General features: G+C 39.8%; 26 protein-coding genes and 3 pseudogenes. 19 read left to right on the forward strand and 10 right to left on the reverse strand.

Annotated features, from left to right (window positions below):
* The first annotated feature begins 49 nt into the window (after positions 1–49).
* The 6 genes from P4361_RS21825 to P4361_RS21850 all read left to right on the forward strand — a co-directional run bounded on the left by P4361_RS21825 (position 50) and on the right by P4361_RS21850 (position 5207).
* Positions 50–1177: a sensor histidine kinase gene (locus P4361_RS21825; RefSeq protein ID WP_328090988.1), complete on the forward strand. Its 1128-nt coding sequence runs from the start codon at positions 50–52 to the stop codon at positions 1175–1177.
* Complete coding sequence (locus P4361_RS21830) at positions 1174–1773, forward strand: response regulator transcription factor (RefSeq protein WP_328090989.1); 600 nt, start codon at positions 1174–1176, stop codon at positions 1771–1773. Before P4361_RS21825 ends, P4361_RS21830 begins: the two co-directional genes overlap by 4 nt.
* A gap of 403 nt (positions 1774–2176) precedes the next feature.
* Positions 2177–3625 (forward strand): HAMP domain-containing sensor histidine kinase, encoded by a 1449-nt coding sequence (locus P4361_RS21835; protein ID WP_328090990.1) that lies wholly within the window; start codon positions 2177–2179, stop codon positions 3623–3625.
* Complete coding sequence (locus P4361_RS21840) at positions 3622–4308, forward strand: response regulator transcription factor (RefSeq protein ID WP_328090991.1); 687 nt, start codon at positions 3622–3624, stop codon at positions 4306–4308. The genes P4361_RS21835 and P4361_RS21840 overlap by 4 nt, the downstream gene beginning before the upstream one ends.
* Before the next feature lie 271 nt (positions 4309–4579).
* Positions 4580–4960, forward strand: coding sequence for a hypothetical protein (locus P4361_RS21845; protein WP_254781493.1), 381 nt, complete (start codon positions 4580–4582; stop codon positions 4958–4960).
* Positions 4961–4988: 28 nt separating this feature from the next.
* A complete protein-coding gene (locus P4361_RS21850) occupies positions 4989–5207 on the forward strand; it encodes a hypothetical protein (protein WP_061969704.1) in 219 nt (72 codons plus the stop codon).
* Between the two features lie 96 nt (positions 5208–5303).
* Here P4361_RS21850 and P4361_RS21855 read toward each other — a convergent pair whose 3' ends face one another.
* Positions 5304–5678, reverse strand: coding sequence for a hypothetical protein (locus P4361_RS21855; protein ID WP_328090993.1), 375 nt, complete (start codon positions 5676–5678; stop codon positions 5304–5306).
* 507 nt (positions 5679–6185) lie between these two features.
* Between P4361_RS21855 and P4361_RS21860 the strand changes: the two genes are divergently transcribed.
* The 11 genes and pseudogenes from P4361_RS21860 to P4361_RS21910 all read left to right on the forward strand — a co-directional run bounded on the left by P4361_RS21860 (position 6186) and on the right by P4361_RS21910 (position 13569).
* Positions 6186–6527, forward strand: coding sequence for a general stress protein (locus P4361_RS21860; protein WP_328090995.1), 342 nt, complete (start codon positions 6186–6188; stop codon positions 6525–6527).
* Positions 6528–6953: 426 nt separating this feature from the next.
* Positions 6954–7122 (forward strand): annotated as a pseudogene (locus tag P4361_RS21865) (IS110 family transposase); the annotation flags it as partial.
* 139 nt (positions 7123–7261) lie between these two features.
* Entirely contained in the window at positions 7262–7789 is a 528-nt protein-coding gene (locus tag P4361_RS21870) for an N-acetyltransferase (RefSeq protein ID WP_328090996.1), read from the forward strand.
* 42 nt (positions 7790–7831) lie between these two features.
* Positions 7832–7965 (forward strand): annotated as a pseudogene (locus tag P4361_RS21875) (alcohol dehydrogenase catalytic domain-containing protein); the annotation flags it as partial.
* A 32-nt stretch (positions 7966–7997) separates the two neighbouring features.
* Positions 7998–8612, forward strand: a complete 615-nt coding sequence (locus P4361_RS21880) for a class I SAM-dependent methyltransferase (RefSeq protein WP_328090998.1) — start codon at positions 7998–8000, stop codon at positions 8610–8612.
* 628 nt (positions 8613–9240) lie between these two features.
* Complete coding sequence (locus P4361_RS21885; protein ID WP_328090999.1) at positions 9241–9753, forward strand: GNAT family N-acetyltransferase; 513 nt, start codon at positions 9241–9243, stop codon at positions 9751–9753.
* A 77-nt stretch (positions 9754–9830) separates the two neighbouring features.
* Complete coding sequence (locus P4361_RS21890; RefSeq protein ID WP_328091000.1) at positions 9831–10442, forward strand: class I SAM-dependent methyltransferase; 612 nt, start codon at positions 9831–9833, stop codon at positions 10440–10442.
* A gap of 645 nt (positions 10443–11087) precedes the next feature.
* Entirely contained in the window at positions 11088–11870 is a 783-nt protein-coding gene (locus tag P4361_RS21895) for an alpha/beta hydrolase (RefSeq protein WP_328091001.1), read from the forward strand.
* Between the two features lie 176 nt (positions 11871–12046).
* Positions 12047–12238 (forward strand): annotated as a pseudogene (locus P4361_RS21900) (ATP-dependent DNA ligase); the annotation flags it as partial.
* A gap of 227 nt (positions 12239–12465) precedes the next feature.
* A complete protein-coding gene (locus tag P4361_RS21905; protein WP_328091003.1) occupies positions 12466–13209 on the forward strand; it encodes a DUF6946 family protein in 744 nt (247 codons plus the stop codon).
* 21 nt (positions 13210–13230) lie between these two features.
* Positions 13231–13569, forward strand: a complete 339-nt coding sequence (locus tag P4361_RS21910) for a hypothetical protein (protein ID WP_328091004.1) — start codon at positions 13231–13233, stop codon at positions 13567–13569.
* 172 nt (positions 13570–13741) lie between these two features.
* Here the strand turns inward: P4361_RS21910 and P4361_RS21915 are convergent, their stop codons facing one another.
* Entirely contained in the window at positions 13742–14629 is an 888-nt protein-coding gene (locus P4361_RS21915) for a tyrosine-type recombinase/integrase (protein ID WP_328091006.1), read from the reverse strand.
* 636 nt (positions 14630–15265) lie between these two features.
* Here P4361_RS21915 and P4361_RS21920 point away from each other — a divergent pair.
* Positions 15266–16486 carry an MFS transporter gene (locus P4361_RS21920; protein WP_328091008.1) on the forward strand — a complete coding sequence of 407 codons (1221 nt, stop codon included), beginning with the start codon at positions 15266–15268 and terminating at the stop codon, positions 16484–16486.
* Between the two features lie 116 nt (positions 16487–16602).
* On the opposite strand, the gene P4361_RS21925 is transcribed toward P4361_RS21920, so the two are convergent.
* The 8 genes from P4361_RS21925 to P4361_RS21960 all read right to left on the reverse strand — a co-directional run bounded on the left by P4361_RS21925 (position 16603) and on the right by P4361_RS21960 (position 24977).
* Positions 16603–17502, reverse strand: coding sequence for a D-2-hydroxyacid dehydrogenase (locus tag P4361_RS21925; protein WP_328091009.1), 900 nt, complete (start codon positions 17500–17502; stop codon positions 16603–16605).
* 125 nt (positions 17503–17627) lie between these two features.
* Positions 17628–17933, reverse strand: a complete 306-nt coding sequence (locus tag P4361_RS21930; RefSeq protein WP_062232332.1) for an AtuA-related protein — start codon at positions 17931–17933, stop codon at positions 17628–17630.
* Positions 17934–17936: 3 nt separating this feature from the next.
* Positions 17937–19289 (reverse strand): acyclic terpene utilization AtuA family protein, encoded by a 1353-nt coding sequence (locus P4361_RS21935; RefSeq protein ID WP_328091010.1) that lies wholly within the window; start codon positions 19287–19289, stop codon positions 17937–17939.
* Between the two features lie 25 nt (positions 19290–19314).
* Complete coding sequence (locus P4361_RS21940) at positions 19315–20181, reverse strand: CoA ester lyase (RefSeq protein ID WP_328091011.1); 867 nt, start codon at positions 20179–20181, stop codon at positions 19315–19317.
* A 24-nt stretch (positions 20182–20205) separates the two neighbouring features.
* Entirely contained in the window at positions 20206–21384 is a 1179-nt protein-coding gene (locus P4361_RS21945) for a CaiB/BaiF CoA-transferase family protein (protein WP_328091012.1), read from the reverse strand.
* Between the two features lie 72 nt (positions 21385–21456).
* Entirely contained in the window at positions 21457–22764 is a 1308-nt protein-coding gene (locus tag P4361_RS21950) for a CitMHS family transporter (RefSeq protein ID WP_256227433.1), read from the reverse strand.
* 50 nt (positions 22765–22814) lie between these two features.
* On the reverse strand, positions 22815–23729 hold the full coding sequence (locus tag P4361_RS21955; protein WP_328091014.1) for a hydroxymethylglutaryl-CoA lyase: 915 nt from the start codon (positions 23727–23729) through the stop codon (positions 22815–22817).
* 15 nt (positions 23730–23744) lie between these two features.
* Complete coding sequence (locus tag P4361_RS21960; protein ID WP_425590304.1) at positions 23745–24977, reverse strand: CaiB/BaiF CoA transferase family protein; 1233 nt, start codon at positions 24975–24977, stop codon at positions 23745–23747.
* A 286-nt stretch (positions 24978–25263) separates the two neighbouring features.
* Between P4361_RS21960 and P4361_RS21965 the strand changes: the two genes are divergently transcribed.
* A complete protein-coding gene (locus tag P4361_RS21965; protein ID WP_053358246.1) occupies positions 25264–25926 on the forward strand; it encodes a GntR family transcriptional regulator in 663 nt (220 codons plus the stop codon).
* The last annotated feature ends 68 nt before the right edge of the window (positions 25927–25994 follow it).

Below are 25994 nucleotides of genomic sequence, written 5' to 3' on the forward strand. Positions count from 1 at the left end.
TTGTGATAAAATAGCAATAGGCATTCAACACCGCAAAAGAGGGTTCAATATGAAAAAGATCTATAAGCTGTTTCAAATAAATACCGGGATTTCTCCGTATGTGTGGAGCGTTTTTAGTATTTTGCCGTTTTATTTTATTTTTCAATCTTCATCCACGAAACAAATTGTCGTGGGTATTTTGCTGACCATTTTATTCTTTATCACCTATCGATTTGCCTTCATATCAAAAGGGTGGTCTGTTTACGTATGGGCTAGCATTCTAATTGCCATATCGATTACCATGACAAGCCTTTTTAACTATGTTTATTTTGCATTTTTTCTTGCTTATTTTATTGGTAATATAAAAGAACGTATTCCTTTTATTTCCTTATATATTATTCATCTCGTCAGCACGACTGTCTCATTTAACTTCAACATAGTTTTTCAAGATGATCAGTTCTTAAAACAATTGCCTTTTATCATCATCATTTGGGTCAGTATCATCCTTATGCCTTTCAGTTTATATAACCGAAAAAAGCGTGAGCAGCTGGAAGAACAATTGCAAGACGCGAATTCTGTTCTAGTAAAACAGCAGGAACGCCAGCGGATTGCCCGTGATCTTCACGATACTTTAGGACAAAAACTTTCATTGATCGGGTTGAAAAGTGATTTGGCCAGAAAGTTAATTGACAAAGACCCCGAGCAGGCTCGTTCTCAGTTGAACGACGTACAACAGACCGCTAGAACAGCACTGAACGAAGTCCGGAAAATGGTGTCTCAAATGCGGGGCATTCGATTAGAAGAGGAACTCATCAACGTCAAACAAATACTTAAAGCGGCGCAAATTGAATATATAGGTGAACAAGAATTACACCTCACGAATGTTTCCCTGCTGATCGAAAATATTTTGAGCATGTGTCTGAAAGAAGCGGTAACCAATGTCGTAAGGCACAGCGGCGCGACAACCTGTCATATATCCATCAAACAATCGTTAAACGAAATTATGTTTTCCATATGGGATAACGGAGCAGGAATAAGAGTTGATGAAGATATGACAAAAGGCCATGGACTACTAGGAATAAAAGAACGGCTTGAATTTGTCAACGGTCGTCTGGAGATCTTTTCAGAGGAGGGGACGACGTTAATCATACAAGTGCCGAATGTTATAAAATCGGCGGAAAAGGAGGGAGATAAATGATTCGGATCGTCATTGCGGAAGACCAGCAAATGATGTTGGGGGCACTGGGTTTGCTGCTTAATTTGGAAGAGGATATGGAAGTGGTCGGAAAGGCAAGCGACGGAGAAAAAGCGATTTCGCTTGTTCATCAGCATCAGCCTGACATTTGTATCATGGATATTGAAATGCCAGTAAAAACGGGACTTGAAGCAGCGGAAGAACTAAAAGGATCAGGCTGCAAAGTAATGATTTTAACGACATTCGCTCGTACAGGATATTTCCAGCGGGCCGTAAAGGCGGGGGTCAGAGGGTATTTGTTGAAGGACAGTCCGAGCGAAGAATTGGCAAGCTCCATCCGCAGTGTGATGGCAGGCAGGCGAATCTATGCCCCGGAACTCGTGGAAGATGCATACAGTGAGGAGAACCCTCTAACTGACCGGGAAAAAGAAGTTTTATCCCTCGTGGCTGATGGAAAAAACACAAAAGAAATCGCCGATCAGCTTTCCATCAAAGCTGGAACGGTGCGAAACTATATTTCAACGATATTAGAAAAACTTGAAGTCACCAATCGGATTGAAGCCATTACCAGGTTCCAGGAAAAAGGCTGGTTTAAATAAGTTCCCGCACTTTATTGCTTTGTCCATGACCAGTGTAATTTTCACTGTTCAAGTACTTAAGGAGATGAATCAATGAATTCTTCTTCAATTAGCGGTTTAAAAAAATTTAACGGTCTCTGGGACTGATAGTTACACTACAAGAGTGTAAAAGTCAGCTCAGAGGCCTTATTTTATTTACTTGATTAGTCCCTTGAAAAGCAAAAATAAACAAACTGTTTATGACTCTATCGCGGGGACAGTTGGTACAAGTAGGAGAACTAAGATTCACAGAACATTTTCTAACCGAAACCGCATTTTTTTCAGGTGTTATACATTTATTTCATTCGAGTTTAGAAAAATTTTAGATTTGAAGGATATACTTAAATGGACATTTTCAATCATTAGGGAACAGGAAGGAAGTATTATGTCTATTCGAGTACGTTTGCTTTTATCCAATCTTGCCATGATCATAATGCCCGTCATTTTGTTCGTTCTGGCTGCTTTATTGCTCTTCTCGTTCGTCTTTGTCGACCACGAGGATCACCGCTCCATTTTTGGCTCGTTGGGTTCGACGGAAGGTGCCCGGCCGGCGGACAAGCAAGTCATGGAATTAAAGAAGACAGCAGCCTTAACACCGGAAAAACTATTGAACGTCCGGTATTTGATCCGGGCAGATAAGGAATTAAATGAACAGGGTGCAGCTTTAGTCGTAAGAAGAGGGGACAAAGTCATTTACCGTCCCGTAAAAGACAAATCCTTGGAAATCAAGGATCTTCCACCTTTTGGATTCGAGGGATCGAACCGCCCGGTCTCGCGATTGGGCAATAAGCTTTATTCCATGCAAAAGTATGATTTTTACTTCACAAATGGATCAACAGGGACGTTATTTTTTATTCGAGATGCTGATTTTGTAAAACAGATCTTCCCCCTTCTTTTTGGTAGTTTCCTGTTCATTATGCTCATTACAAATGGGCTGCTTACCTATTTTGTATCCAAAAGCATCCTATATCCTGTGAACGAACTAAGGGCAGGGGCCAGGAAGATCAGTGAGGGAAATCTGGACTTTCAATTAGTATCAAAAAGAAACGATGAACTTGGCCAGCTCTGCCAAGCATTTGAGACGATGAGAAAAAAGCTAAAAGCTTCAACGGAAATCCAGCTGCAGTACGAGGAAAACCGGAAAGAACTGATCTCCAACATTTCCCATGATCTAAAAACGCCATTAACCGCCATTAAAGGATATGTGGAAGGAATCCGTGACGGCGTGGCAAATACTTCAGAAAAAATGGATCGGTATACACAGACGATTTACAAAAAGGCAAACGAACTCGACCATCTCATTGATGAACTGTTTTTGTATTCCAAACTGGATTTAAAAAAAGTCCCATTTCATTTTGAAAAAATGGAAACCAGCGGGTATATCAAGAATTATATCGAAGAATTAAGAATGGATGATACAGTCGGTCAGGTTAGGTTGTCCCTTACGATTAAGGAGGGAAAAGAATTCGAAGTGATTGCTGACCGGGATAAACTAAAACGGGTTTTCACCAATATTATAGAGAACAGCCTCAAATACATGGATAAAAAAGAAAAGTCAATTGATATCGTGTTATCCTCCAATGGAGAAACCGTGTTGGTTGAAGTGCATGACAACGGCCCTGGGATCAAGGAATCTTCTTTACCGTACCTCTTTGATCGTTTTTACCGGGCGGATCCATCCAGGAATACAACCGGGTCGGGACTGGGACTGGCTATTGCAAAACGGATCATCGAAGATCATGGCGGTGAAATATGGGCGGAAAGCCATGAGAATGAAGGGACCAGTATCTTTTTTACGCTAAAAAAAGCCGTGAATGAGGAGGGAAGCCCATGAAAAAGGTGTTAATTATTGAAGATGATGTGAGTATTGCCGAATTGGAGCGTGACTATCTGGAGATCAATGGGCTAGCGGCCGAAATCGCTTTAACAGGGGATACAGGCCTACAAAAAGCATGTTCTGAACCGTTTGACCTCGTTCTCCTGGACCTAATGCTGCCAAACATGGATGGATTTGAACTATGCAAAAAGCTGCGGCAGGAAAAAGATATCCCGATATTAATGGTATCCGCCAAAAAAGATGACATTGATAAAATACGGGGATTTGGGCTTGGGGCGGATGACTTTATTGTAAAACCGTTCAGTCCGGGCGAACTCGTGGCGAGAGTGAAGGCACACCTGGCAAGATATGATCGGTTGATTAAACGGGAAAATCCGGCTGATGAGATCCATATTCGCGGCCTTCAGATAAAGAAAGCTTCCCGTAAGGTGCTTATGAATGAGCGTGAAGTGATCTTTACGGCAAAAGAATTTGATCTGCTTTTCTTTCTGGCGATGAATCCGAATCATGTGTTCAGCAAAGAACATCTTTTCGAAAGAATCTGGGGCCTTGATTCGATGGGTGACATCGCGACGGTTACGGTGCACATCCGGAAGCTCCGTGAAAAAATAGAGATTGATTCCTCCAATCCACAGTACATTGAGACAATCTGGGGGGCCGGCTATCGATTCAGAGGTTAAACCCGGCATAGTCCGGGTTTTTTTCGTTAGAATGCAACAGCGATTTAAAAAGTTTATTGAAATTTAAGATTTTGTTTAGAAGTGGTTTAGAATTCATGGATACCATGAGGTGAAAGGGAATAGTGACGAAAAGGAGGTGTTGATGATGAAGCAGTTGACAGGCAGGGCAAAAAAATGACTGGTAATCCTCCATCTTTTATTCGCTGCTATTTTATTTGGAGTCACTGTAGCCTTTCTTGTACTAAGTGTTACCGCAGCTGCTACGGATGACGTGACCATACTGAAGAGCTGTTATACGGTCATGTACATTCTTGCAACTTCGTCAGTACGTGCATCAACGATCGGTGTCGTCGTAACGGGGATCTTGCTGTCGGTTTGGACGAAGTGGGGGCTGTTCAAATTCCACTGGATCATCGTAAAGGAAGTCTTAACGATTCTTTCTATAGGGCTAGGAATCTTCGGGATGTACTATTGGATCCTCGATGCCTCTTCTATAACGGCAACGGAAGGTCTTCGTGCGCTGCATGATCAGGGGTTCCTTGTGAACCGGCTACAGTTGTTCATAGGTATTATTCTTCAGATCCTTTCCCTTGGGACGATGTTCATGCTGTCAGTATTTAAGCCATGGGGACGCCGGACTGGCAGCAGTTAACCATGATCAAATAAAAGGAGGAAAGTGTATGGGCTGGGAACATCACGGATTTCCATTTCCATTCTTCGGATTAATTTTTTTGAGTCTAGTAACCGTACTGATCATTTTTAAAATGATAGCATTTCGGAGGTGCCATTCCTATATGAACAGTCAAAACGACGCTTCCGTTATATTGAAACGCCGTCTTGCTTCAGGGGATATTAAAGAAGAGGAGTACAAGAAGCTTAAACAGCTAGTAGACAAATAAAACCTAAAGGGGTTTTACTAATCGAGAAAGAAATAATAGGAGTAAAAAATACAAAAATGAGTAATACGGACCCAGAATTTCACTGGGTCCAATTAATTAAAAGCCGCCTTCTAAAGGATGAAAAGGAATTCGCAATCTTTCTTCCACTATGCGCAGGCGTTGGTTTAATCGGTTTAACTGGCGTGAATGGCGTTCAACAGTGTTTTCAAGTTGGTTAACTTCCCGATTAAGCTGGTTGACTCGGTTTTCCAGCTGATTAACCCGCCTTTCAAGCTGCCTTATCGGAGGCTGTCTATCTGGGTCATGTTGCTGATGAGGATAATAATCATTCGACTGTTGTGAATAAGGGTCGTATTGCTGTTGCTGGACGTATGGTTGATAAGAACCGTATTGCTGCTGGACATATGGTTGATAAGAACCATATTGCTGCTGGACATATGGTTGAGAACCGTATTGATAAATAAATAACATCTCCTTTCAAAATTCTCGAAATAAACTCCCTTAATAAGATATGTATCCAAAATGGAAGTGGACATATATAAATACCTATTTCTAAAAAAAGAGGAATCCAGTTGTCATTAATCTCTAATATCATAGTAAATCCTTTTTAGTCAGCCTCTTTACCAAAGAAATCTACCAAGCTACAAGAAAGTCAGAAGTTTTAATGGAGAGTTTGGAGGATGAATTAGCTAGTGCTGGATTGGTTGAGCTAATTGGTGAAAGTCCTGTACCAGAACAGGGGAAAGAGTACGGTGTAATAGTTTATTACTACAACGCTAAAAAAAGGAGAAGAGTTGCACCTCGACGAAAACATGATCACATACATATTGTAATATTTTCACATTTATCTAGAGAATTATGATGCAGAAGGTGCATTTGGGGACTGAGCCCCTATTTTATCCTTAGGTATATAAACACGATCCTATTGTTTAGTTTTTTCAAAATCGGGTACTTATTGTCCTAAGGAGGCTGATTTAATTGAATCCTAAATTTAAAATATTCCACAATGATGAACATTTGAGTGAATCAATTGACAAGCTTAGAAACAATGGAATTCGAGATGATGATATTTACATTCTTGCTCATGATAATGATCATGTCAGACGCGACAGGAAGGAAACAGATGCCAATAAGATTGGAGTCAACGTAACTGGGTTAGGCACGGCGACGAAAAATGTGTTCAAAAGCAAAGGTGATAAATTAAGATCCAAAATGAAGGAAATTGGATTTGAGCAATCAAAGGCTGAACAACTAGAAGAAGAATTAGATAAGGGAAAAACGTTATTAGTTGTAACCAATCAAGATGAAGTTAAGTTTTAATGCATGAAATTTACCCTGTTAGTAATTAAAAAGCAGTATTCATATAGGAGTTCTGCTTTTTTGCACTAGAGGCATTATTCGTAAGCTGGGATATCGAATGTCAGCGGGATTTGTATTTAGTCGAAAAATATCCTCATAAGGAATTGAGGATATTTGATTTTTCCACAGTTTCTTTGCCATATAAATGGTTCATAGAGTGTCGTCAGAAAATGAACACGCTATAAGGTAATAAAATTACTCTTGAACTAACAGGTGCATTAAGATGTAAGCTGCCAACACTGGCAGCTTTTTTTATTGTATCAACGGGCAGCATTCCTGTAGTGAAGAAAAACGAGGTTTCAGAATAAAAATAACCTCCTGATAAGATAGAGATGTCCTGAAGCTGGCCAGCGAAAGGGACAAATTATCTACCAGGAGGCCATCAAAATGAATTATAACCAATATGATAAGATTGCTCAAATCACTACTCAAACACTGATTATCGGGGTACATAGCTAAATCCAAGCATGTCGCTCGTTCTCAAGACTTTAGAGGAATGGAGTACGGAGTACCTTTATATTTTGAGAATACAAAAGATAGTTTTATGGTTTTTTTAGCGTCCTTACCGAGGGGCCCTTTTTTTATCAAAGCCTATAATTAACTCTCTACAGGAATGCTAACGGGACAGGTTATTGAAGAAGGAAAACAAAGGAATTTTGTAGAAAGATACTTTATTCTTCATTGGAGGGATAGTAATGAAAATAAGAGCGGTTAAAAAAGAAGAATATGATTATACAGAAATTTTTGTGGGTGAAGTATTCAAAAACACAGGTCATACAGATGGAGAATATGAAAAGGCTTGGCTAAAAAAGATTAGAGAAAAACAATATTATATTCCAGAGCTTGATTTAGTAATTGAGGAAGAAGGAAAGATTATTGGGCATTTTGTCCTCTCAAAGTTTCCAATTAGTAAAAAGTACGAAAATGATGTGTTGATGCTATCACCAGTTTCAGTGGCAATAAATAAACAGCGTCAGGGTGTTGGTAAATATATGTTACGGGAAGGAATTAAATTTGCTGCTAATTTAGGATATAAGGGGATTGTTGTAGAAGGAGATTTTCGTTATTATCGACGCTTTGGGTTTAGAACATCATCTGAATTTGGTATAAATGCATCTAAGAAAAACCTTCCTCCTTCAGAAAAGTATTTAATGGTTATGGAGTTATGCGAAAACGGCCTGAAAAACATTTCAGGTGAAGTAGATTATTCAATGTATAAATAGTTTTTCCACTAATGAGTGCGTTAAAGATCCAGCTGCCATTCTTTACCGAATATTCCTGGTTATGAAGGAGTTGGTATTGTAGAAGAAGTAGGTGCTTTAGTTACTAAAAATCTTATTGGGAAACGTGTTTTACCTTTACGTGGGGAGGCACTTGGCAAGAACTTGTTAAGACATCAAAAGTTCTATTCGGCATATTAAGGGGGTAAGCATGAACAATAAGAAGCTGATAAAAAAGTTTGATAAACAAGCAAATACTTACGATCGAATAAAAGAAAAACAAATCCAAGGGAAGTGGAGAGAAAAATTAATTGAAGAGGCCAAAGGATCCGTTCTAGAAGTGGCAGTCGGAGCAGGAGGAAACTTCCCATTTTATAACCGTGAGGAGATTGAAAAAATTACAGCGGTGGATTTTAGTCCTAAAATGTTAGAGAAAGCAAGAGTAGCATCACATCAATATCATCTTCCAATCGAATTTGTTGAACGTGACATTGATCATTTGGAGTTTGAGGAGAATCAGTTTGATACCATTGTTTCTACGCTTTCATTCTGCGGTTACCCTCAACCATTAAAAACGTTAGAGAACCTAAGTAAATGGTGTAAACCAATGGGTAAAATATTGTTATTGGAGCATGGTATCAGTTCTAATTTCATTTTCTCAACGTTACAAAAGGTATTAGATCCTTTGGCTGTTAGAACGAATGGGTGCCATCAAAATAGAGACATCATGGAACTGATCAGCCTTTCTCCTATTGAAATCCAGAAAGTAGAACATCATTGGCTGGATGTTTTCCATCTGGTTTGGGCGAAACCCAAAAATAAATGATGGGCAGAAAAAATAAGTAAAGCCCTCCAACACTCGAGGGCTTTACTTTCAATGGAGCTGAAATGAGATGAGAAAAAGGTGGCTGAAATCGCAATAAGGCTATATGAAAAGTTAGGAGAATATTAAATCGAAAAATAATATAAAAATCCGACAGCATTCGCTGTCGGATTTTTAATACCCCCATACCTCATCCATCAGGTGTTCGATTTCTTTTCTCAGTTTTTTCGTTGCTTTCTTATCAACGACAACCTCATCACCTTTAAAGTAAATGACGTCTCCAACCTGTGCTTATTTAGGAAGGGAAGAACGAAGAATATCTTTAGTTTCATTGCCGATCTCGATGAGCATACTCTCATTCAAAGCGGCCAATAATCCCTTAACTTTCCTCTTTACTATTTCTCCGTTTTACTGATAACGTGCAAAACACTCTGATACTAAATTCCATTTAAATGTGGCTACTGCTCCAGCAGGTAAAGTTAAAGCAAGCAAAAAAAGCATATCTAATGATGTCCTTTTATGTTTAAGTTTTAGTAGCGAAAAAAAAATGACATCCTGATGCTTATTTGGTAATATTTTCTTACGAATGTACGTTTCGGGACGAGGGTTAAGTTAAAGGGGAGGATCCAAAATGATAGTGATACGAGAAGCAATAGCACATGAATTTGAGTTCATCCGAAGACAAAGAATTACAGCCTATAAACAGTATGAACATGCCGTACCCGCTGAACATTTGAAGGTTCTTCTTAAAGCAATTTCTTCCGAAATCACTGTTGAAAATGGTGTGGAGTATTTGGTAGCCGAATCGGACGGAGCCGTTGCAGGGAGCGTGGTTTTGTTTCCGCCACGAACCGATGCCTATGAGGGTCTCACTGGTGCATTGGATTATCCAGAAATTAGAATGCTTGTTGTGGATACTCAATTCCGACAACAGGGGATTGGTAAATCGTTAATCGAAGAGTGCATCAATCGTTCTCAGAAAAAAGGATTTCCATCCATCGGTTTGCATACCGCTGATTTTATGAAAAGTGCGGTTAAACTTTATGAAAGGTTAGGTTTCATTCGTTTGCCTCAATTTGACTTTGTACCTCTTGACGATGGAATTGTGGTGAAGGCGTATCACTTTGATTTGACGACAATCTGATTTGAAGATTGAAAAAGAGAAAAAATTCCGTCTTTTTTCCCTAGTTAACTTTCAGTAGTTGAAAGGAATGGGCAAACATGAACAATAAGAAGCTGATAAAAAAGTTTGATAATCAGGCCAATACATACGATCGAATAAGAGAAAAAGAAATCCAAAGGAAGTGGAGAGAAAAATTAATTAAAGTGGCTAAAGGATCCGTTTTAGAAGTGGCAGTCGGAGCTGGTGGAAACTTCCCGTTTTATAACCATGAGGAGATTAAAAAAATTACAGCGGTGGATTTTAGTCCTAAAATGCTGGAGAAAGCAAGGGTAGCCGCCGATCAATATCATCTTCCAGTTGAATTTGTTGAAAGTGACATTGATCAACTAGAGTTTGAAGAAAATCGGTTCGATACCATAGTTTCGACGCTTTCTTTCTGTGGTTACCTTCAACCTTTACAAACGTTAGAGAACCTAAGTAAATGGTGTAAACCAATGGGGCAAATATTGCTATTGGAGCATGGAATCAGCTCCAATTTTTTATTATCAACGTTACAGAAGGTATTAGATCCTTTGGCAGTGAGAACGATTGGATGTCATCAAAATCGAAACATCATGAAACTGATTAGTCTTTCTCCAATTGAAATACAGAAAGTAGAACATCATTGGTTGGATGTTTTCCATATAGTTTGGGCGAAACCCAAAAAATAAATGATGGACAGTTTCGTCATCGGTGAGATGAAAAATAAGAAAAGGCCTTCCAAAAAAGTCGAGGGCTTATATCTGTACAATGGAGTTTTTTAAGAAAGTGATATTTAACGATAAGGAGTCAGCTAATCCTTGAACCAATAGGTTTAAAGGTAAGTAACCATTTGAAGCATTGATTAGTCAGTAAAACAACTAAACTACGGGCAAGGACCCTGTCGGGCAGCATGACTGACATCCACCTCATGGAAAGGTTGGACGAAGGAATTTTGGAGCAAAGACTCTGTGAGATATGGGAGGGTTAACCTCCATGAGAGATGTGGAGATCCAATAGTGCGATTATAAATTAACTAATATCTACTTTTTGGTTAGTGGTGGTTTGGTTGAATATGAATTATTTTTTCTCTTCAACTCCAAAATTATCCTTTATTTAATTTTTATTCCAACATCCATGCGTTTCAATCTTCAATCCTTTATGAAATTTTGAGAATAGTGAAGAAATCAAGAGATATCCCTTTATACATAGAGGGAGGATAGTTCAATAACCCTTTCCTTTTACGCTTCTACAACCAATGGAGGGGTAGGTATGCACCTAGCTTACAAAAATGAATATCTTATTGGTAAAACCATTTTAACTACGGAGGAATAGTTATGGGATACTTTGTTACAGTAGAGCCAGGTGTAAATCTATATGTTGAAGATCTTAACCCAGGGGGTAACAAAACCATAGTATTTCTACATGGCTGGCCGTTGAGCCATAAACAGTTCGAATATCAGTTTGATGTTCTTCCTGCAATGGGTTACCGCTGTATTGGCATAGACTGGAGGGGTTTTGGTAATTCGGATAAACCAATTAGTGGCTACACCTTAAATAGACTGGCTGATGATATCCGCACTGTTGTTGGTACACTTCAATTAGAAAATTTTACGCTTGTGGGTCACTCAACAGGTGGAGCAATTGCGATTCGATATATGTCTAGATACAACGGTTACGGCGTATCCCAACTTGTCCTTGTTGATGCTGCAGCTCCCACAGGCTTTACCGCAGAAACTGCTAATAACTTTCTTAAAGAAGCCTTAAATGACCGCCCTAAAATGATGCAGGACGTAACAGATGGCTTTTTCTTTCAGTATGTAACTCGCCCATTCTCGGACTGGTTTTTTCAAATGGGATTACAGGCTGCGGGATGGTCGACAGCGGCAGTCATTGTTTTATTAAGAGATGAGAATTTGAATGAAGATCTTCCAAAAATAGTTGCCCCCACTTTAATTATTCACGGCATTCATGATAAAGTTATTCCATTTTCACAAGCTCAGGAACTAAATCAAAAAATAAGAAATTCAAAGCTAGTCCCGTTTCAATATAGTGGTCATGGCCCTTTCTGGGAAGAACGTGGCAGGTTTAATCAACTATTGGCACAATATATTCATTAAAAATTTGTAGAAAGGATTGCACAATAATCTTGTCCTTTTATGAGCAGTTTGTTCGATTGATTGTTCAACTAACGGATACGTTAGTCCAATAAAGCGAGGTTATTACCAAAAGTTGCTTGGTGCTTATCTTGGCAGCAATAAATCACCCAATGATAAACTTATATTGGGTGATTTATTTGTTTGTACCTCCAATGTTACTGCAACGAATGGAAGAACCATTCAATCAAGACGATTATGTAAGTGAACTTAAACTCGATGGAATTCGATTAATCTATTCCCATATGGATTCTGTCAAATTATGTACAAGGCATAAGAATGATGTGACGAGTAAGTTTCCTGAATTGATGGAGTTAGACATCCCAAGGGGAATTTAATATTAGAAGAGATGGAAAAGCCTAAAGAATTAAAAGTTTGACGATTTTATTTTAATTATCTTGAGGAATCCATAAGAAGACCTTTTTTAAGATGTAAAATGTACTTTAGATAAATAATAAAAAAAATTACAAGATATTATCCTTGTAATTTTTTTGTGTTCATTTAGATACAAATATTGGATAATTAATAAAAAGGTTTCTTTACTTTAAGGAGCGATTTAATGCTAATTAGGAGTTTTTCAGGGAGAGCCATTAACTCAATTAAAGAATGGCAAATGTATTCTCCGCCTGCTTCAAAAGATCTCCACTGGGTGGATGGTAGAAGTGCAAAAGAGTTAGCGAAAGCCTGGGTTAATGAAAATGGAGTGCCACATGTTCCTCAAGTCTTATCATTATTAATGCAGAGTCACACGACAACATTAAACCTTGAAATTGAATCAGCTATTCCTGAATGTAAAACTGTTTTAGATTCTTATGGAAAAGGGAGAATGCATGACCTTTTATTGATTGGAAAAACAGGTAATGAAAAAGTTGTTATCTCGATTGAGGCTAAGGTAGATGAAACATTCGGTCCGACCATAAGAGAACGTAGAAGGTATAATCCTGTTAAATCGAATGTAGATAAAAGAATCGCTCACTTATCTGATGCACTTATTTCTGAAAACAATTTTGAGCACTTAAGGTATCAACTGCTGCATGGAATAGGCGGTACGTTAATTGAAGCTAAAAAGCAGGGTGCTAATTTTGCTATATTTGTTGTACATGAATTTTTATCAAATGAAATAAATCTTAATAAGCATACTCTGAATACCAATGATTTAAATGAGTTTGTGAGTTGTCTAATAAAAGAGCAAGTTATTTTGGATTATGGTTGCTTAGTTGGTCCGATTTTTGTCCCAGGAGGAAAAGATATCTCATCAGATATACCTTTATTTATTGGCAAGATAAAAACTGAAGTACATTGATTAGATAAGGGGTGATTTATTGTGGGGAAACAGTGGACTGAATCTGAGAATTTACCATTTTTATTTGTTCTTGATAGTTATAGGGACGATATTAAAGGAAAAAATAAGCAGTTAGTTATAGAGGTTACTAGAGGTTATGCCGAAAAACTATATAAAGAAAATCAAATTTTGAACTTAAGGACAATCCAAGCAATTGTTGAGCATTTATCATACTTTGATGATTTAACAGCAGGTGTAGGAACAAAAAAGGATTTTGCAATTAAGGATGAAAGATATTTTGGTAAGAACCTTAGATCTGACAATAGCATAAAACCTAATCCTGCGAGAGTCTTTAGGTCAAAAGAGAAATATTTGAAATAGAGGTGAGAATATACACAGGTGAGAATATACACATGTATTTAATGAATATTGATAAGCCGACTAAGTCTTGTACTCTACAACTTTCACATTGTCATTTTTTACCCATAGAAGGAACTAAAAGAAACGGATGTATATATATTTGTTAGATTAAAGTTTGTTGATGAATTATTTCTTATATCGCTTTCTTTTTCTGCTCAAAATCAATATGAGTATACATACCAGTGGTTACTAAGCTTTTGTGCCCTAATAGTTCCTGCAAAGTTCTGAGATCTACTTTATTTTTATCATTTTGCAACAGAAGCGTTGCAAAAGTATGTCTTAAATGATGCAATGAAAAACGATGAGAGGGTAAACCAGCACGTTCTAAAACCTGCTTGAATATCTTGTGTAACCCCCTGGGGTTTAATTGCTGATTGCGAGCGTTATAAAAAATAGGTTCACTATAATATATCTGAGACTCCTTTAAGGTTCCTTGATATTTCAGGAATAAGGGTAAGACCGTCGGATGAAGGGGAAGAAGACGTTCTTTTTTTCCTTTTCCTAAGATTTTAATGGTCTGTGAACTAAAATCCAATTGTTCCCACGTCAAATCAACTAATTCCTGCCGTCTCATTCCAGTGGTAGCTAAGAGTTTAAACATAAGTTCATTGCGAATACCTTGTGGCCTCGAATCATTTTCTAAATACGAAAACAACTTTTTAAGTTCTTGCAGCGACATGTATTTTGGCAACTTTTTATCTGCTTTGGGTGCCTGAATGCCTTCGGTAAAATTCATCTTCATGTAATTTTCCTTTAAACAGTACTGGCTGAATGATTTTAAGCAAGAAATACGCCGTTGCAACGTTCGTGGCTTAATTTGATGGTTGATGACTTGATCTTTCACAAATCGGCGCACACTAGACGATGTGAAGTCGTTTAAATCGAGTGAACGATTGTTTGTAAGTAAAAATTCACCGTAAAGCTTTAAATCAAAAGCATAGCTTTTTAACGTATTTACCGAGTAATTTTTCTCAACTTCAAGATACATAAGATAATCATCGGCAGCTTGAACATAATTCATTTTAAGACCTCCTTGAGAATTATCGGGATCGACCCTGGGAATTATGTTCGATACCGTAACTTATGTGTACTCCAGTGACTTATGAGGAAGTGAACCCATATTATTGGGAACTTGGGGCAAATTAGGGGACGATATAAGATATTATAGGAACATGGAGGCAACAGCCCTTGACAATATTATGTTTGTTTCTAGTTAACATAATATATATTCTAGGAAGCTATGCAGAAAAGAGCAAAATCTGTATCAATTGTTAAGTTTACTACTGAAATTGAGACGAAAATAAAAAATGATACAAAAATGCTCTCATAATTACCAGCTGCAGTTGTTCATCGGTAAAATTCTTTAGATTCTTTCCCTTGAGACGATGTGTTAACAGCCACAAAACCCTTTTTTATATAGAGATCGACTTAGTGCTCTACCTGCTTCTGGGTGCAAAAAAGCTTCTGGCTCATCTATCAGTAATAACTTATTGTCACTTTCACCCATGAGCTGCTTTTTCATAGCAACAAAAAGACGGAGAATGATGTTCAATTCTGTTTTTGGTACATCCTTCAATCCGTTCCATTATTCCACTATCTTTAATGTTATAATTGCTAATTATTAACCTACATGAAAATTTTAAGGAAGTGATGACGGATGGAACGTTGGAAAAAAAATATGTGGGTTTTATGGATCGGAGTTTTTTTTACTTCGGCCAGTTATTCTATGGTTATCCCCTTTTTGCCTCTGTTTCTTCTTCAGATTGGTGTGCACCACCACACCGAGATCTGGGCGGGAGTATTATTTAGTGCAGCATTTTTGGCAGGTGCCATCTCCTCACCTTATTGGGGCCTTTTAGCGGACAAATATGGAAGAAAGCCTATGATCATTAGAGCTGGTTTTTCTCTTTTTGTCATTTATACACTTACCGCCTTTGTGAACAATCCTTATGAATTGCTGCTTCTGCGAATCATGCAAGGGCTTTTAACAGGATTCATCCCCGGATCCATCGCTCTAATTGGTACAAATACACCAAAGAAGAATGTAGGATACGCCCTGGCAATGATATCGACAGCAACGGCTTCAGGCGGGATCATCGGACCTCTCCTCGGGGGCGGTATATCCACATTAGTCGGAAACAGATGGTCGTTTGCCAGCGGAGGATTATTGGTACTATTTTCTACGATTCTCGTAATCTTTATGGTAACAGAGGATAATTTCACCCCCAGTACAACGAGAGGTTCGGTCATTAATGATATCAAAACAGCGGGAGCTAACCGCCCATTTATGATTGTCTTATTATTAACGATGGTGACCGTCTGTTCGCTTATGACCATTGAGCCTGTCTTACCTTTATACATAAAAAAATTAGGAGGCTCTGTCCAAAATATTTCATTCCTGGCAGGCGTGATCTTTTCTTTACCTGGAATTGCAAGTATTTTATTCGGAGCGTTTTGGGGTAAAGTTGCAGATAAAATCGGGTTTCGCACGGTTTTAATTATTGGATTATGCGGGGGCGGACTTGGTACTTTAGCACAAATTTTATTTCACGGGATCTGGGGATTCTCCATCGTACGTTTTATGTTCGGCATCTTTTTCTGCGCGGTTTTCCCTGCATTAAATGGTCTGGTTGTTAAACTAACACCGGATGATTTTAGAGGCAGGGCCTTTGGACTGAATCAAACCGCAAATCAAATCGGAGGAATGCTTGGTCCTGTCCTGGGCGGTTTTATTGGTGGAATTTTCACAATTCACATCGTATTTCTAGTAACAGGAATCTTTCTCTTGATTGCTATGGGAATCGCATGGACGTCAAATTGGGAGAATACCAGCCCAAAAAGACAAGGAAAATTCAGAAGTACCTCTACATCAGTATAGCCCTTATCAGTACATGTTTTGCAATATCATTCAAACACCCCTGTCGAATTTCGATATTCGACAGGGGTGTTTATGTCTGAGAATTGTTCTGGAGTAAAGGAAAGCTATAGGACGGTTTAATACCCTCTTTTAAAATCAACCTTATTATGTAGCACCCTGTTTCCTTCAATCATTTTTAGTGTTTCTACAAAACAGGCTGCACCCTCCTCAGGTGTGGTAACTGCTGAGATATGGGGAGTGATATGAACATCGGGATGATTCCAAAATGGGTGGTCATCTGGCAGCGGCTCATGGTTAAATACATCGAGCACAGCAAATCTGACTTGACCTGAATCTAGAGCATGAATCAGCGCATCATTATCAACCGATGCACCTCTTCCTACATTTATAAAACCCGCATCAGTTAAATGATGAAAGAGCTGCCCATCAAAGAAATTTGCTGTTTTTTCGGTCAACGGTAAAGTATTAAGGATGTAGTCCATTTCAGGTAACTGTGAAAAATGGGCATCTACAGTTATAACCTCTTTAAAATATTCTTTTTTCTTCCCGCTTAAAGAGACCCCATAGACTTCCATCCCAAATCCTGAGAAAATCTTTGCAGCCGTTTGGCCGATCTCACCGGTTCCATAAACCATGGTTTTTTGTTTATTTAATAATTGTGGTGGAATGGGATGCCATTTTTTTTGATGCTTTAATTCTTGAAATTGCTCATGTAACTGTACATCCTTAAGTATGTAGCTCAAGCAATACTCGGCAATCCTTTGTCCAAAGGAACAAATGGTTCTGGTTAATAACACCTCTTCATTCCACTGTTTTTTGTATAAAAAACAGTCAACACCCGCTCCCAGGGAATGCACCCATTTTACAGAACTGTAGTCAAAATTGGACTTCAAATTAAAGGATGCATAAGCATCAGCCCACGCAAGATCCTCCTGCGTCATCTGTTCTTCAGGCAGAAAACGGAAATCTTTTTGTAAATCTTCCTTTTCGATAATAGTCTTAAGTTCTTCGTACATGGGGCTTACGACTAGTAATTTATTTATATTAATTTTTCTCACCCCTTTTTCATAAACAATAATTGGATGACTTCATTATAATCCAGAATGTCAAAACAGGAGTGTTTATCTCTTTCCATTTTAATTTATAGAACGATTTCCATATCCATCAGCGCTGAACTCAAACTTTTCCCATGGCGATCTAATGAAAGGGAACGAGTCACACCCCCTCCTAATGCGTTATCCATAACAAAGTTTAAAGCACCGATCTTAGGGAGTTCATATCGAATAACGTCTCCCTTTACAATTTCCTGAAAAAATTCTTTTACCCGCTCTGCGGTTATGGATTTTTTTACCTTCTCATAATCACCCATTTCATAAACGATGACAGAAACATTCGAGATATTTCCTTTATCTCCAGTTCTTGAATGGGCGATTTCCTTTAGTTTCAAAATTTACACCTCCTCGTATTCCACGTCAATTTGGATATCACTTTCAGGGATGAGTATTGAGGCAATGGAAACAATGTCCTGAATGTTTACCCGTACACCCCCGCCTCCTGCAGGTCCATTCGTATAGAGTGCTTCTACTTCTTGTCCTATTGCCAGAGCATCCTTCTCTTCGCTGCTCCTAGCAGCTATTCGTAAACGAACCTCTGAAGGTGTAATGTTCTCACTTGATAAGCTTGATATTGACTCTCCATATAATGAGGACACTCCTATAAAATCAATGGTTAAATCCTGTATCTTAATATCCCTGTGATCGATTCTTTTTCTAATGATTTCCTCAGACAGTTTAGCTCTATTTAAGCAACCTGAACCGCCATAGCTGATTTCCGCTTCCACAATGAATCCATCTTTATACCCAACGCTTGTTTTATAAAAACCGCTTTTTTTCTTTCCTGACGCTCCTTTCACAAACACACGATCAGAAGACGTCTCCTCCACTTCAATTTGAGAAAAATCCGCGATCACATCAGGAGTTAAATAACTCGCGGGATCATGAATTTCATATACCAATTGTTCTTTTACCGTACTCGTCGATACAACCCCGCCTGCTTCATCAAGCTTAGTTAAAGTAATATCTCCATCCTCATTAATTTCAGCGATTGGAAACCCGACATTCCATAGGTCTTCCACTTCTTTATAGCCTGGATCAGCAAAGTAGCCTCCTGTGACCTGGGCGCCGCATTCCAGTAAATGGCCTGCAGCAGTTGCTTTTCCCAGTCGTTCGTAATCCGTCAGCTCCCAGCCGAATTCATACATTAACGGACCGACCGTCAGAGAAGGGTCAGAGACTCGGCCCGTTATCACGATATCAGCATCTTCTTTTAAAGCCCTAACGATTCCCTCCATGCCGATATAAGCGTTCGCCGAAATAATGGGTGTTTGAATTTCTTTCAGCTTCTCCCCGGTTTCCATAACGGGTAAGTCTAAATACTGATCGATGTTCGAATACACGTCATCTCCTGTAACAGCAGCAATTTTCAGGTTGCGGATTCCTTGTTCCTGTGCCATTGCTTTGACCGCCTTCGCTGCTGATAATGGATTGGCAGCTCCCATATTCGTAATCACTTTAATATGGCTTCCAGCACACAAGGGCAATATTTTATCCATTCGGTACTCCAGTAATCGGTTGTAACCCTTATCTGAATCCTTCAATTTTTCTTGTTGAGCTAAGGCAATGGTTCGTTCAGCCAAACATTCAAAAATGATATAATCCAAATGCCCTTTTTTCATCAATTCAACGGCAGGCTCAATCCGGTCGCCTGCATAGCCTGCACCTGCACCAATCCTTATCGTCCTCACACTTTAATCTCCCATCCGTTATCCTTTAAGAAGAATGAACCCCTGCTGATTGCAATATTCTTCTGGCCCGATCTACAATCGGCAGATCAACCATTTTCCCGTCCAGCTGCAAAACACCCGAGCCGTTTACTAATGAACGTTCAAAGGCTTTTACTAGTCGTTCCGCTTCTTCTATCTCTTCTTTTGTCGGAGCAAAGACTTGGCTAACAAGCTCAATCTGGTCAGGATGAATAATCAGTTTTCCATGAAAGCCCAGTTGCTTGATCAACGTAGTTTCTTTTAATAAACCATCGCAATCCTTAATGTCCACGTACACCGTGTCAATTGGGCCTTCAATGCCTGCTGCCTTCGATGCAATTACGAGGTGCGACCGTGCATAGAGCAATTCCATTCCGTTTTTCGTCAGATCCGCCCGGATGTCCAAAGCAAAATCCATGGAACCAAATGCCATACGTATTACACGGGGGCTTGCAGACGCGATTTCAAAAGCGTGATGGACCCCTAGAGCTGATTCGATAATGGGAACGATTTTAATTTGACATGAATCCATGTTTCTTTTCGTTTCTAATTCGCTGATTATGCGATCAAGAAAAACGATTTGTTCGCTGGTTTCGGCCTTCGGCAAGACAATCCCTGATACACCAGCCCTCAGTACATTCGTCAGATCCTCATAAAAATAAGGAGAATGATAGCTATTGATCCTTACAAAGTTCACTTTGTTTGCATGAAGATCAATCGCTTTTCTCACTCTTGTTCTGGCCATTTCTTTTTCATCTGGAGAAACAGCATCCTCCAGATCATAGATCAGCACATCTGCACTTAAGCTGCCTGCCTTTTGTAATTTGTTTTCATCAGACCCAGGTACAAACATCCATGTACGATATTCATTCAAGCACATCACCACCCTTTTAAACTCTCACAAAACTCCCGTTGTCCGATATTTATCAATTGTTGATGCATCAATGCCGAACTCTTTTAAAATTGACTCTGTATGTTCCCCTACTGTCGGGATCGGATTCATTGCCGGTTCCAAATCTTCAAACGTTACCGGCGGAATTAAAGCTTTCAACATTCCCGCCGGTGATTGGACGTGTCTCCAGCGATTTCTGATTTTCAACTGTGGATGATTAACAAATTCCTGAACCGTATTCAAATGAGCGTTAGCAATTTCAGCCTTTTCCAGCCTGCTGATAATTGCTTCTGCACTCAGGTTTTGGAATACAGCATCAATGATTTCTTTCAGCTGACTGCTATTGGCCAGTCTCCTGGCATTGCTGTTAAAGCTGGTATCCGCCTTTAATGCAGGGTCTTCTAAGACAATCTCACAGAAATTCGCCCATTCTCGTTCATTTTGTATCCCCATGAAAACCAGTTTTTCATCTCCTGCTAGAAAAGGTCCATAAGGATAGATCGTGGCATGGCTTGCTCCAGTTCGTTTCGGTTCAGATCCTCCATACTCAGAATAGTAGAGGGGATAACCCATCCATTCTCCAAGAGCCTCAAGCATAGAAACTTCCAACACTTGCCCCTTTCCTGTTTTAAAACGGGAAATCAAGGCGGTTAAAATACCAGAGTACGCATACATCCCGGCGGCTATATCAGCAATGGATATTCCTGCTTTGGATGGTGTCTCTTCTGTACCGGTAATCGAAACCACCCCTGTCTCACATTGGATCAGAAGGTCATACGCTTTTTTATCTTTATAGGGTCCATACGATCCATACCCCGAAATTCCACAGATGATAAGCTGCGGATACTTTTCTTTTAAAACATCGGAACAAAATCCAAGCCGATCAACAGCCCCAGGTTTTAGATTCTGAATAAAAACATCCGCCTCCGATAGAATTTTATCCAATATGAATTTACCATCTGGATGTTGCAAATCAAGCGTTATTGACTCTTTTGAACGATTGAGCCAGACAAAGTGGCTGGACATGCCCTTGGCGGCTGAATCATATTGTCGGGCAAAATCCCCGGTGCCCGGCCTCTCTACTTTTATGACGCGTGCCCCTAAATCCGCTAATTGTCTGGAAGCAAAAGGTGCCGCTACTGCCTGCTCCAGCGTAACAACTGTTATCCCATCTAACGGCAGCATTCAAATCCTCCTTTCTATTCATAAATCGAAATCTCGCCCCACTCTGATAGCTAGAGTGGGGTGTAAGGAAATTCAGAAAGAAATAGCACCCGTTATAAGCGCAATAACCGTCATAACGATGGTCGTTCCAAATGCCCAGAAGAAAACACTCTTCTGAAGGTCACCCAGATCCACCTTACATAAACCAAGAAGAACAAAGACAGATGGATTTAATGGGCTTAACGGAAACCCTGTTGTAGCGTTTCCTAGTAATGCGGCACGGCCAATGTCCAAAGGATCAATACCGAACGAGGCTGCTGATTCGCTCAGAATCGGAAGCACTCCATAATAAAAGGCATCGGGAGAAAATACTAAACTTAACGGCATACTGATGACGGCTATTAAAGTCGGAAGGTGCGGCCCCATCCAATCCGGTATGATGGAGACCATTGACACCGCCATTGCATCCAGCATTTTTGTGCCTGAAAGGACGCCAGTGAAAATACCTGCGGCAAAAATGGTAAAGCACACTAAGACCATGCTTTTTGCATGTGCAGCGATTTGGTCATTCTGTTTCTTTACATCTGGAAAGTTCACGATTAAAGCAAGGGCAAAAGCAAGGATAAATAAGACAGGTACTGGCATTAATTCCATGATTAAAACCGTTATAAGAACCACCGTTAGAATAAGATTGAACCAGAACATTTTTGGAAGACCAGTTGCCGGCATGTCCAAAGCGGCGGCCGTCTCTTCTTCAGCATTTTTTCCATGATGATTCGTCCATTGAACAACTCCCAGACGTTTTCTCTCTTTCTTGCCAAGTACGTAAGAAACAAACACAACCCAGGCCATTCCTGCAAGCATGGAAGGAATTATCGGATTAAACAGTTGTGAAGAAGTGGCATCCAGTGAAACCATGGCTCTTGCCAGCGGTCCACCCCAAGGGATAATGTTCATGACTCCCGCTCCAAGGGCTACGGTACTTGCCAGGATAAGAGGATTCATGCCCAGCCTTTTATAAACAGGGAGCAAGGCAGTGATTGTAATCATAAATGTCGCAGAACCATCTCCGTCCAAAGCAACGATTAAGGTAATGATGGCAGTGGCCATTACGATTTTAAGCGGATCGCCTTTGGCAAATCGAATCAACCGTGAGATCATCGGGTCAAACAATCCTCGATCAATCATTAATCCAAAATAAAGGATAGAAAACCCGATCATGATGCCTGTCGGTGTTACTTTCTGAACGCCCTCAAGCATCATTTCTCCCATTTCAAGCCTAAAGCCGCCAATCAGACCAAATACGATCGGTACGAGTGCAAAAGCAATTAATACTGAAACTCGTTTCGTCATGACCAAATAAAGAAAAGTAGCAATCATTAAAAATCCTAAAATAGCCATTCCCTAAACCCCCTTATTATTCGTTGAGTTGAAAGCGGTTACAATTTCTCCTATACCCTCTGTTTCAGACTCCCCCCTCTCACTTGCTGCAGGTGGCCTGTCAGCCTCCGTTCTGTCATTTCTTTTACAAGACTTACGCAATCCATCAGCTTTTCAAAATCAATTCCGGTTTCAATACCCATTTCGTTAAGCATAAATACAAAGTCTTCGGTAGAATCATTTCCTGCAGCGCCTGGCGCAAATGGGCATCCACCCAGACCGCCAATGGATGTATCGAAAGAGGTTATTCCAGCTTGCAAAGCAGCTAATGAATTAGCTTTTGAAAATCCGTATGTATCGTGGAAATGTGCTGTAACTTTAGCCTTTGTACCGAGGTCTAAGGTTTTTGAGAATAACTGATAGACCTGATATGGATTCGCTCGGCCGATCGTATCGCATAGAACAATCTCATCTACCTCTAACGTTTCCAATGTCTTCACCATATTCAATGTTGTTTCTTCCGCTACAATCCCTTCATACGGGCAGTGAAAAGAGGTGGCAATACTGAACCTTACAAACATATCCTCACTTTTTGCTTCTTCTACCACTAGCGATAATTGGTGCAGTGATTCTTCCACGGACATCCGAACATTTTTCATATTAAACGTCTCGCTTGCACCAGCAACAAGAGCAAGGTTTTTAGCGCCCGCTTCTCTTGCCAGTTCAAATCCTCTTTTATTCGGAATGAGGACCAGATATTGCAAATCCGGCTTTTGATCAATGTTTCGATAGACAACATCGGCGTCTGCCATTTGCGGCACATGCTTTGGCGATACAAACGAGGTTGCCTCTATTCTTTTGATCCCTGTCTCACCTAAGGCATGAATGAGCTGTAATTTCTGTTCGGTTGGGATAAACGTTTTTTCATTTTGGATGCCATCTCGTGGCCCCGATTCCATGATTTCTACACGTTTTGGTAAATTCATCAGTCCCTCTCCCCCTTATCGTTTTAGAGCGCCTGTTTCATTATTGGTGAGAATCCCTTCCTCTTGCCATTCTTCATATTGCGAGTCTGTAATCCCGAGCTTCCCTTTTAATACCTCTTCCGTATGTTCTCCCAGCTTAGGTCCAGGCCAGTTAATGCTTCCAGGTGTCTTGCTCATTTTTGGAACAATGCCAGGGACCTTAAGTTTTCCTAACCCCTCTACATCCAATTCGCAAATCATTTTACGAGCAATAAAGTGAGGGTCTTCCATCATATCTTCCACGCTATAAATGGAGCCGGCAGGAATGTTGTACTCATCCAGTATTTTCAGCGCATCCTTTAAGTTATGCTGGATTGTCCAGCCTCCTATGACTTTATCCAAGTACTCAGACTTCTGTACACGTCCATGATTGGAAGAATAATCTGGATCTTCACCCAAATCCTCTCGATTGATGGCATCCATCAGCCTTTTAAAGATTCCATCCCCATTTGCTCCAATAACCACATATTTTCCGTCTCTGCAAAGGTACGTATTGGACGGTGCAATTCCGGGTAATGTACTGCCCGTTCGTTCACGGATCACCCCGTATTGGTCATACTCTGGAACGGCACTTTCCATTAAGCTGTAGATGGCCTCGTAAAGAGCGACATCCACACATTGCCCTTCTCCCGTATGATTTCTATGATAGACAGCCATCAATGCCCCCATCACGGCATAGAGAGCAGTTACAGAATCTCCCAAACTAATCCCTACTCTGGTCGGCGGCCGATCGGGATAGCCCGTTAAATACCGAATACCTCCCATTGCCTCACCAATACTGCCAAAGCCTGGTTTATTCCGATAAGGACCGTCCTGGCCATATCCTGAAACACGAACCATAATGATAGAGGGATTATATTTCTTTAAGTCGTCATAACCAATGCCCCACTTTTCCAGCGTGCCAGGTTTAAAGTTTTCAATAATAATATCTATCTCTTTAGCAAGCTCTCGAATAATTTCCTGCGCTTCTTCCTTGCGAAGATCTAAAGAGATGCTCTTCTTATTCCTGGACTGCACATACCACCATAAAGAAGTCCCCTCATGCAGCATTCTCCATTTCCGAATGGGGTCCCCCTTTCCTGGCGGTTCAACTTTAATAACCTCAGCACCAAAATCCGCCAATAATCTTCCTGCGAATGGTCCAGCTATTAAACTGCCTATTTCCAAAACCTTCAGTCCTTTTAAAGGCCCTCTCTTTTGATGATCCATCATCTCCCACTCCATTCTAGTAGTTTAACCTGCAATGGATGTAAGCGCTTTACATCCATTGCAGCGAACACTTTTTCTGTTACTTCTTAAAGGATTTGATCTTGTATTATATAAAAATTCTGATAATTATAATAATAGTTATCAGCGGTTTCTTTGTCAACGGTTAACCGTTGACATTTTTTTAAAGAATGGCTTCTGTTATTCTTTAACAACCCCTCGAGTTAATGTAAACTAATAAGTAGACAGAAATAATGCCTTGAACCCATGTTGCTTAGGAGGGCTTGAATTGAGGGAAATTCAAAAAACAGAACTTTTGCATAGTCAGGTTTATACGATATTAAAAGCAATGATCATGGAGAGTGAATTTCAACCTGGAGAACGATTAGTCGAAACGAAGGTCGCCTTACAGCTTGGTGTAAGCAGAGGAACCGTTCGTGAAGCCTTTCAGATGCTGTTAAAGGATGGTTTGCTCACACGGGATAATAATGTCATATTTGTTTACAACCCTAGTGTTCAAGATATAGTGGATGTGTATGAATGCAGGAAAAGTCTGGAGTCTCTTGCCGTTAAATTGGCAACTACTCATATTCAGGACGAGCAATTGAATCAGCTTGGCTTCGTTCTTGAGGAATCAAAAAAGGCGGTAAAAAGAAATGATACCCAAACACTTACCAATCTAAATCAGGAGTTTCACGATATCATTGACTTGGCCTCCCATAATAAACAGCTCATCCAATTATGCGAGGTGATCAAAACAAAAACGCTTTATATTAGGAACAATGTCTTAAAAAATCATTTTAAAAATTTCTCGGATTTTGTAGATGATCACGAACGGATTTATTTGGCTATTAAAGAGCGAAAAGCTAGTAAAGCCGAACAGGAAATGATCACACATATTGAAAAAAGCTTCGAAACCATTCAAAACGCTTTAAATTCTGATCCTATATAAATTGGTGCCTGGCACCGGTTTTTAATAAACAAAATCCCTGATCCGTAACGGATCAGGGATTTTGTTTA

The sequence above is a fragment of the Fictibacillus sp. B-59209 genome (assembly GCF_036216745.1).
Taxonomy (GTDB): Bacteria; Bacillota; Bacilli; order Bacillales; family Fictibacillaceae; genus Fictibacillus_C; species Fictibacillus_C marinisediminis.

Coding starts and splice junctions, on each gene's coding strand:
- P4361_RS21955 (WP_328091014.1), bottom strand. CDS start 23,729: ATGAATTTACCAAAACGTGTAGAAATCATGGAATCGGGGCCACGAGAT.
- P4361_RS21855 (WP_328090993.1), bottom strand. CDS start 5,678: ATGTTATTTATTTATCAATACGGTTCTCAACCATATGTCCAGCAGCAA.
- P4361_RS21840 (WP_328090991.1), top strand. CDS start 3,622: ATGAAAAAGGTGTTAATTATTGAAGATGATGTGAGTATTGCCGAATTG.
- P4361_RS21830 (WP_328090989.1), top strand. CDS start 1,174: ATGATTCGGATCGTCATTGCGGAAGACCAGCAAATGATGTTGGGGGCA.
- P4361_RS21920 (WP_328091008.1), top strand. CDS start 15,266: ATGGAACGTTGGAAAAAAAATATGTGGGTTTTATGGATCGGAGTTTTT.
- P4361_RS21915 (WP_328091006.1), bottom strand. CDS start 14,629: ATGAATTATGTTCAAGCTGCCGATGATTATCTTATGTATCTTGAAGTT.
- P4361_RS21905 (WP_328091003.1), top strand. CDS start 12,466: ATGCTAATTAGGAGTTTTTCAGGGAGAGCCATTAACTCAATTAAAGAA.
- P4361_RS21835 (WP_328090990.1), top strand. CDS start 2,177: ATGTCTATTCGAGTACGTTTGCTTTTATCCAATCTTGCCATGATCATA.
- P4361_RS21885 (WP_328090999.1), top strand. CDS start 9,241: ATGATAGTGATACGAGAAGCAATAGCACATGAATTTGAGTTCATCCGA.
- P4361_RS21925 (WP_328091009.1), bottom strand. CDS start 17,502: ATGTACGAAGAACTTAAGACTATTATCGAAAAGGAAGATTTACAAAAA.
- P4361_RS21850 (WP_061969704.1), top strand. CDS start 4,989: ATGGGCTGGGAACATCACGGATTTCCATTTCCATTCTTCGGATTAATT.
- P4361_RS21880 (WP_328090998.1), top strand. CDS start 7,998: ATGAACAATAAGAAGCTGATAAAAAAGTTTGATAAACAAGCAAATACT.
- P4361_RS21960 (WP_425590304.1), bottom strand. CDS start 24,977: ATGGATCATCAAAAGAGAGGGCCTTTAAAAGGACTGAAGGTTTTGGAA.
- P4361_RS21890 (WP_328091000.1), top strand. CDS start 9,831: ATGAACAATAAGAAGCTGATAAAAAAGTTTGATAATCAGGCCAATACA.
- P4361_RS21870 (WP_328090996.1), top strand. CDS start 7,262: ATGAAAATAAGAGCGGTTAAAAAAGAAGAATATGATTATACAGAAATT.
- P4361_RS21825 (WP_328090988.1), top strand. CDS start 50: ATGAAAAAGATCTATAAGCTGTTTCAAATAAATACCGGGATTTCTCCG.
- P4361_RS21895 (WP_328091001.1), top strand. CDS start 11,088: ATGGGATACTTTGTTACAGTAGAGCCAGGTGTAAATCTATATGTTGAA.
- P4361_RS21950 (WP_256227433.1), bottom strand. CDS start 22,764: ATGGCTATTTTAGGATTTTTAATGATTGCTACTTTTCTTTATTTGGTC.
- P4361_RS21945 (WP_328091012.1), bottom strand. CDS start 21,384: ATGCTGCCGTTAGATGGGATAACAGTTGTTACGCTGGAGCAGGCAGTA.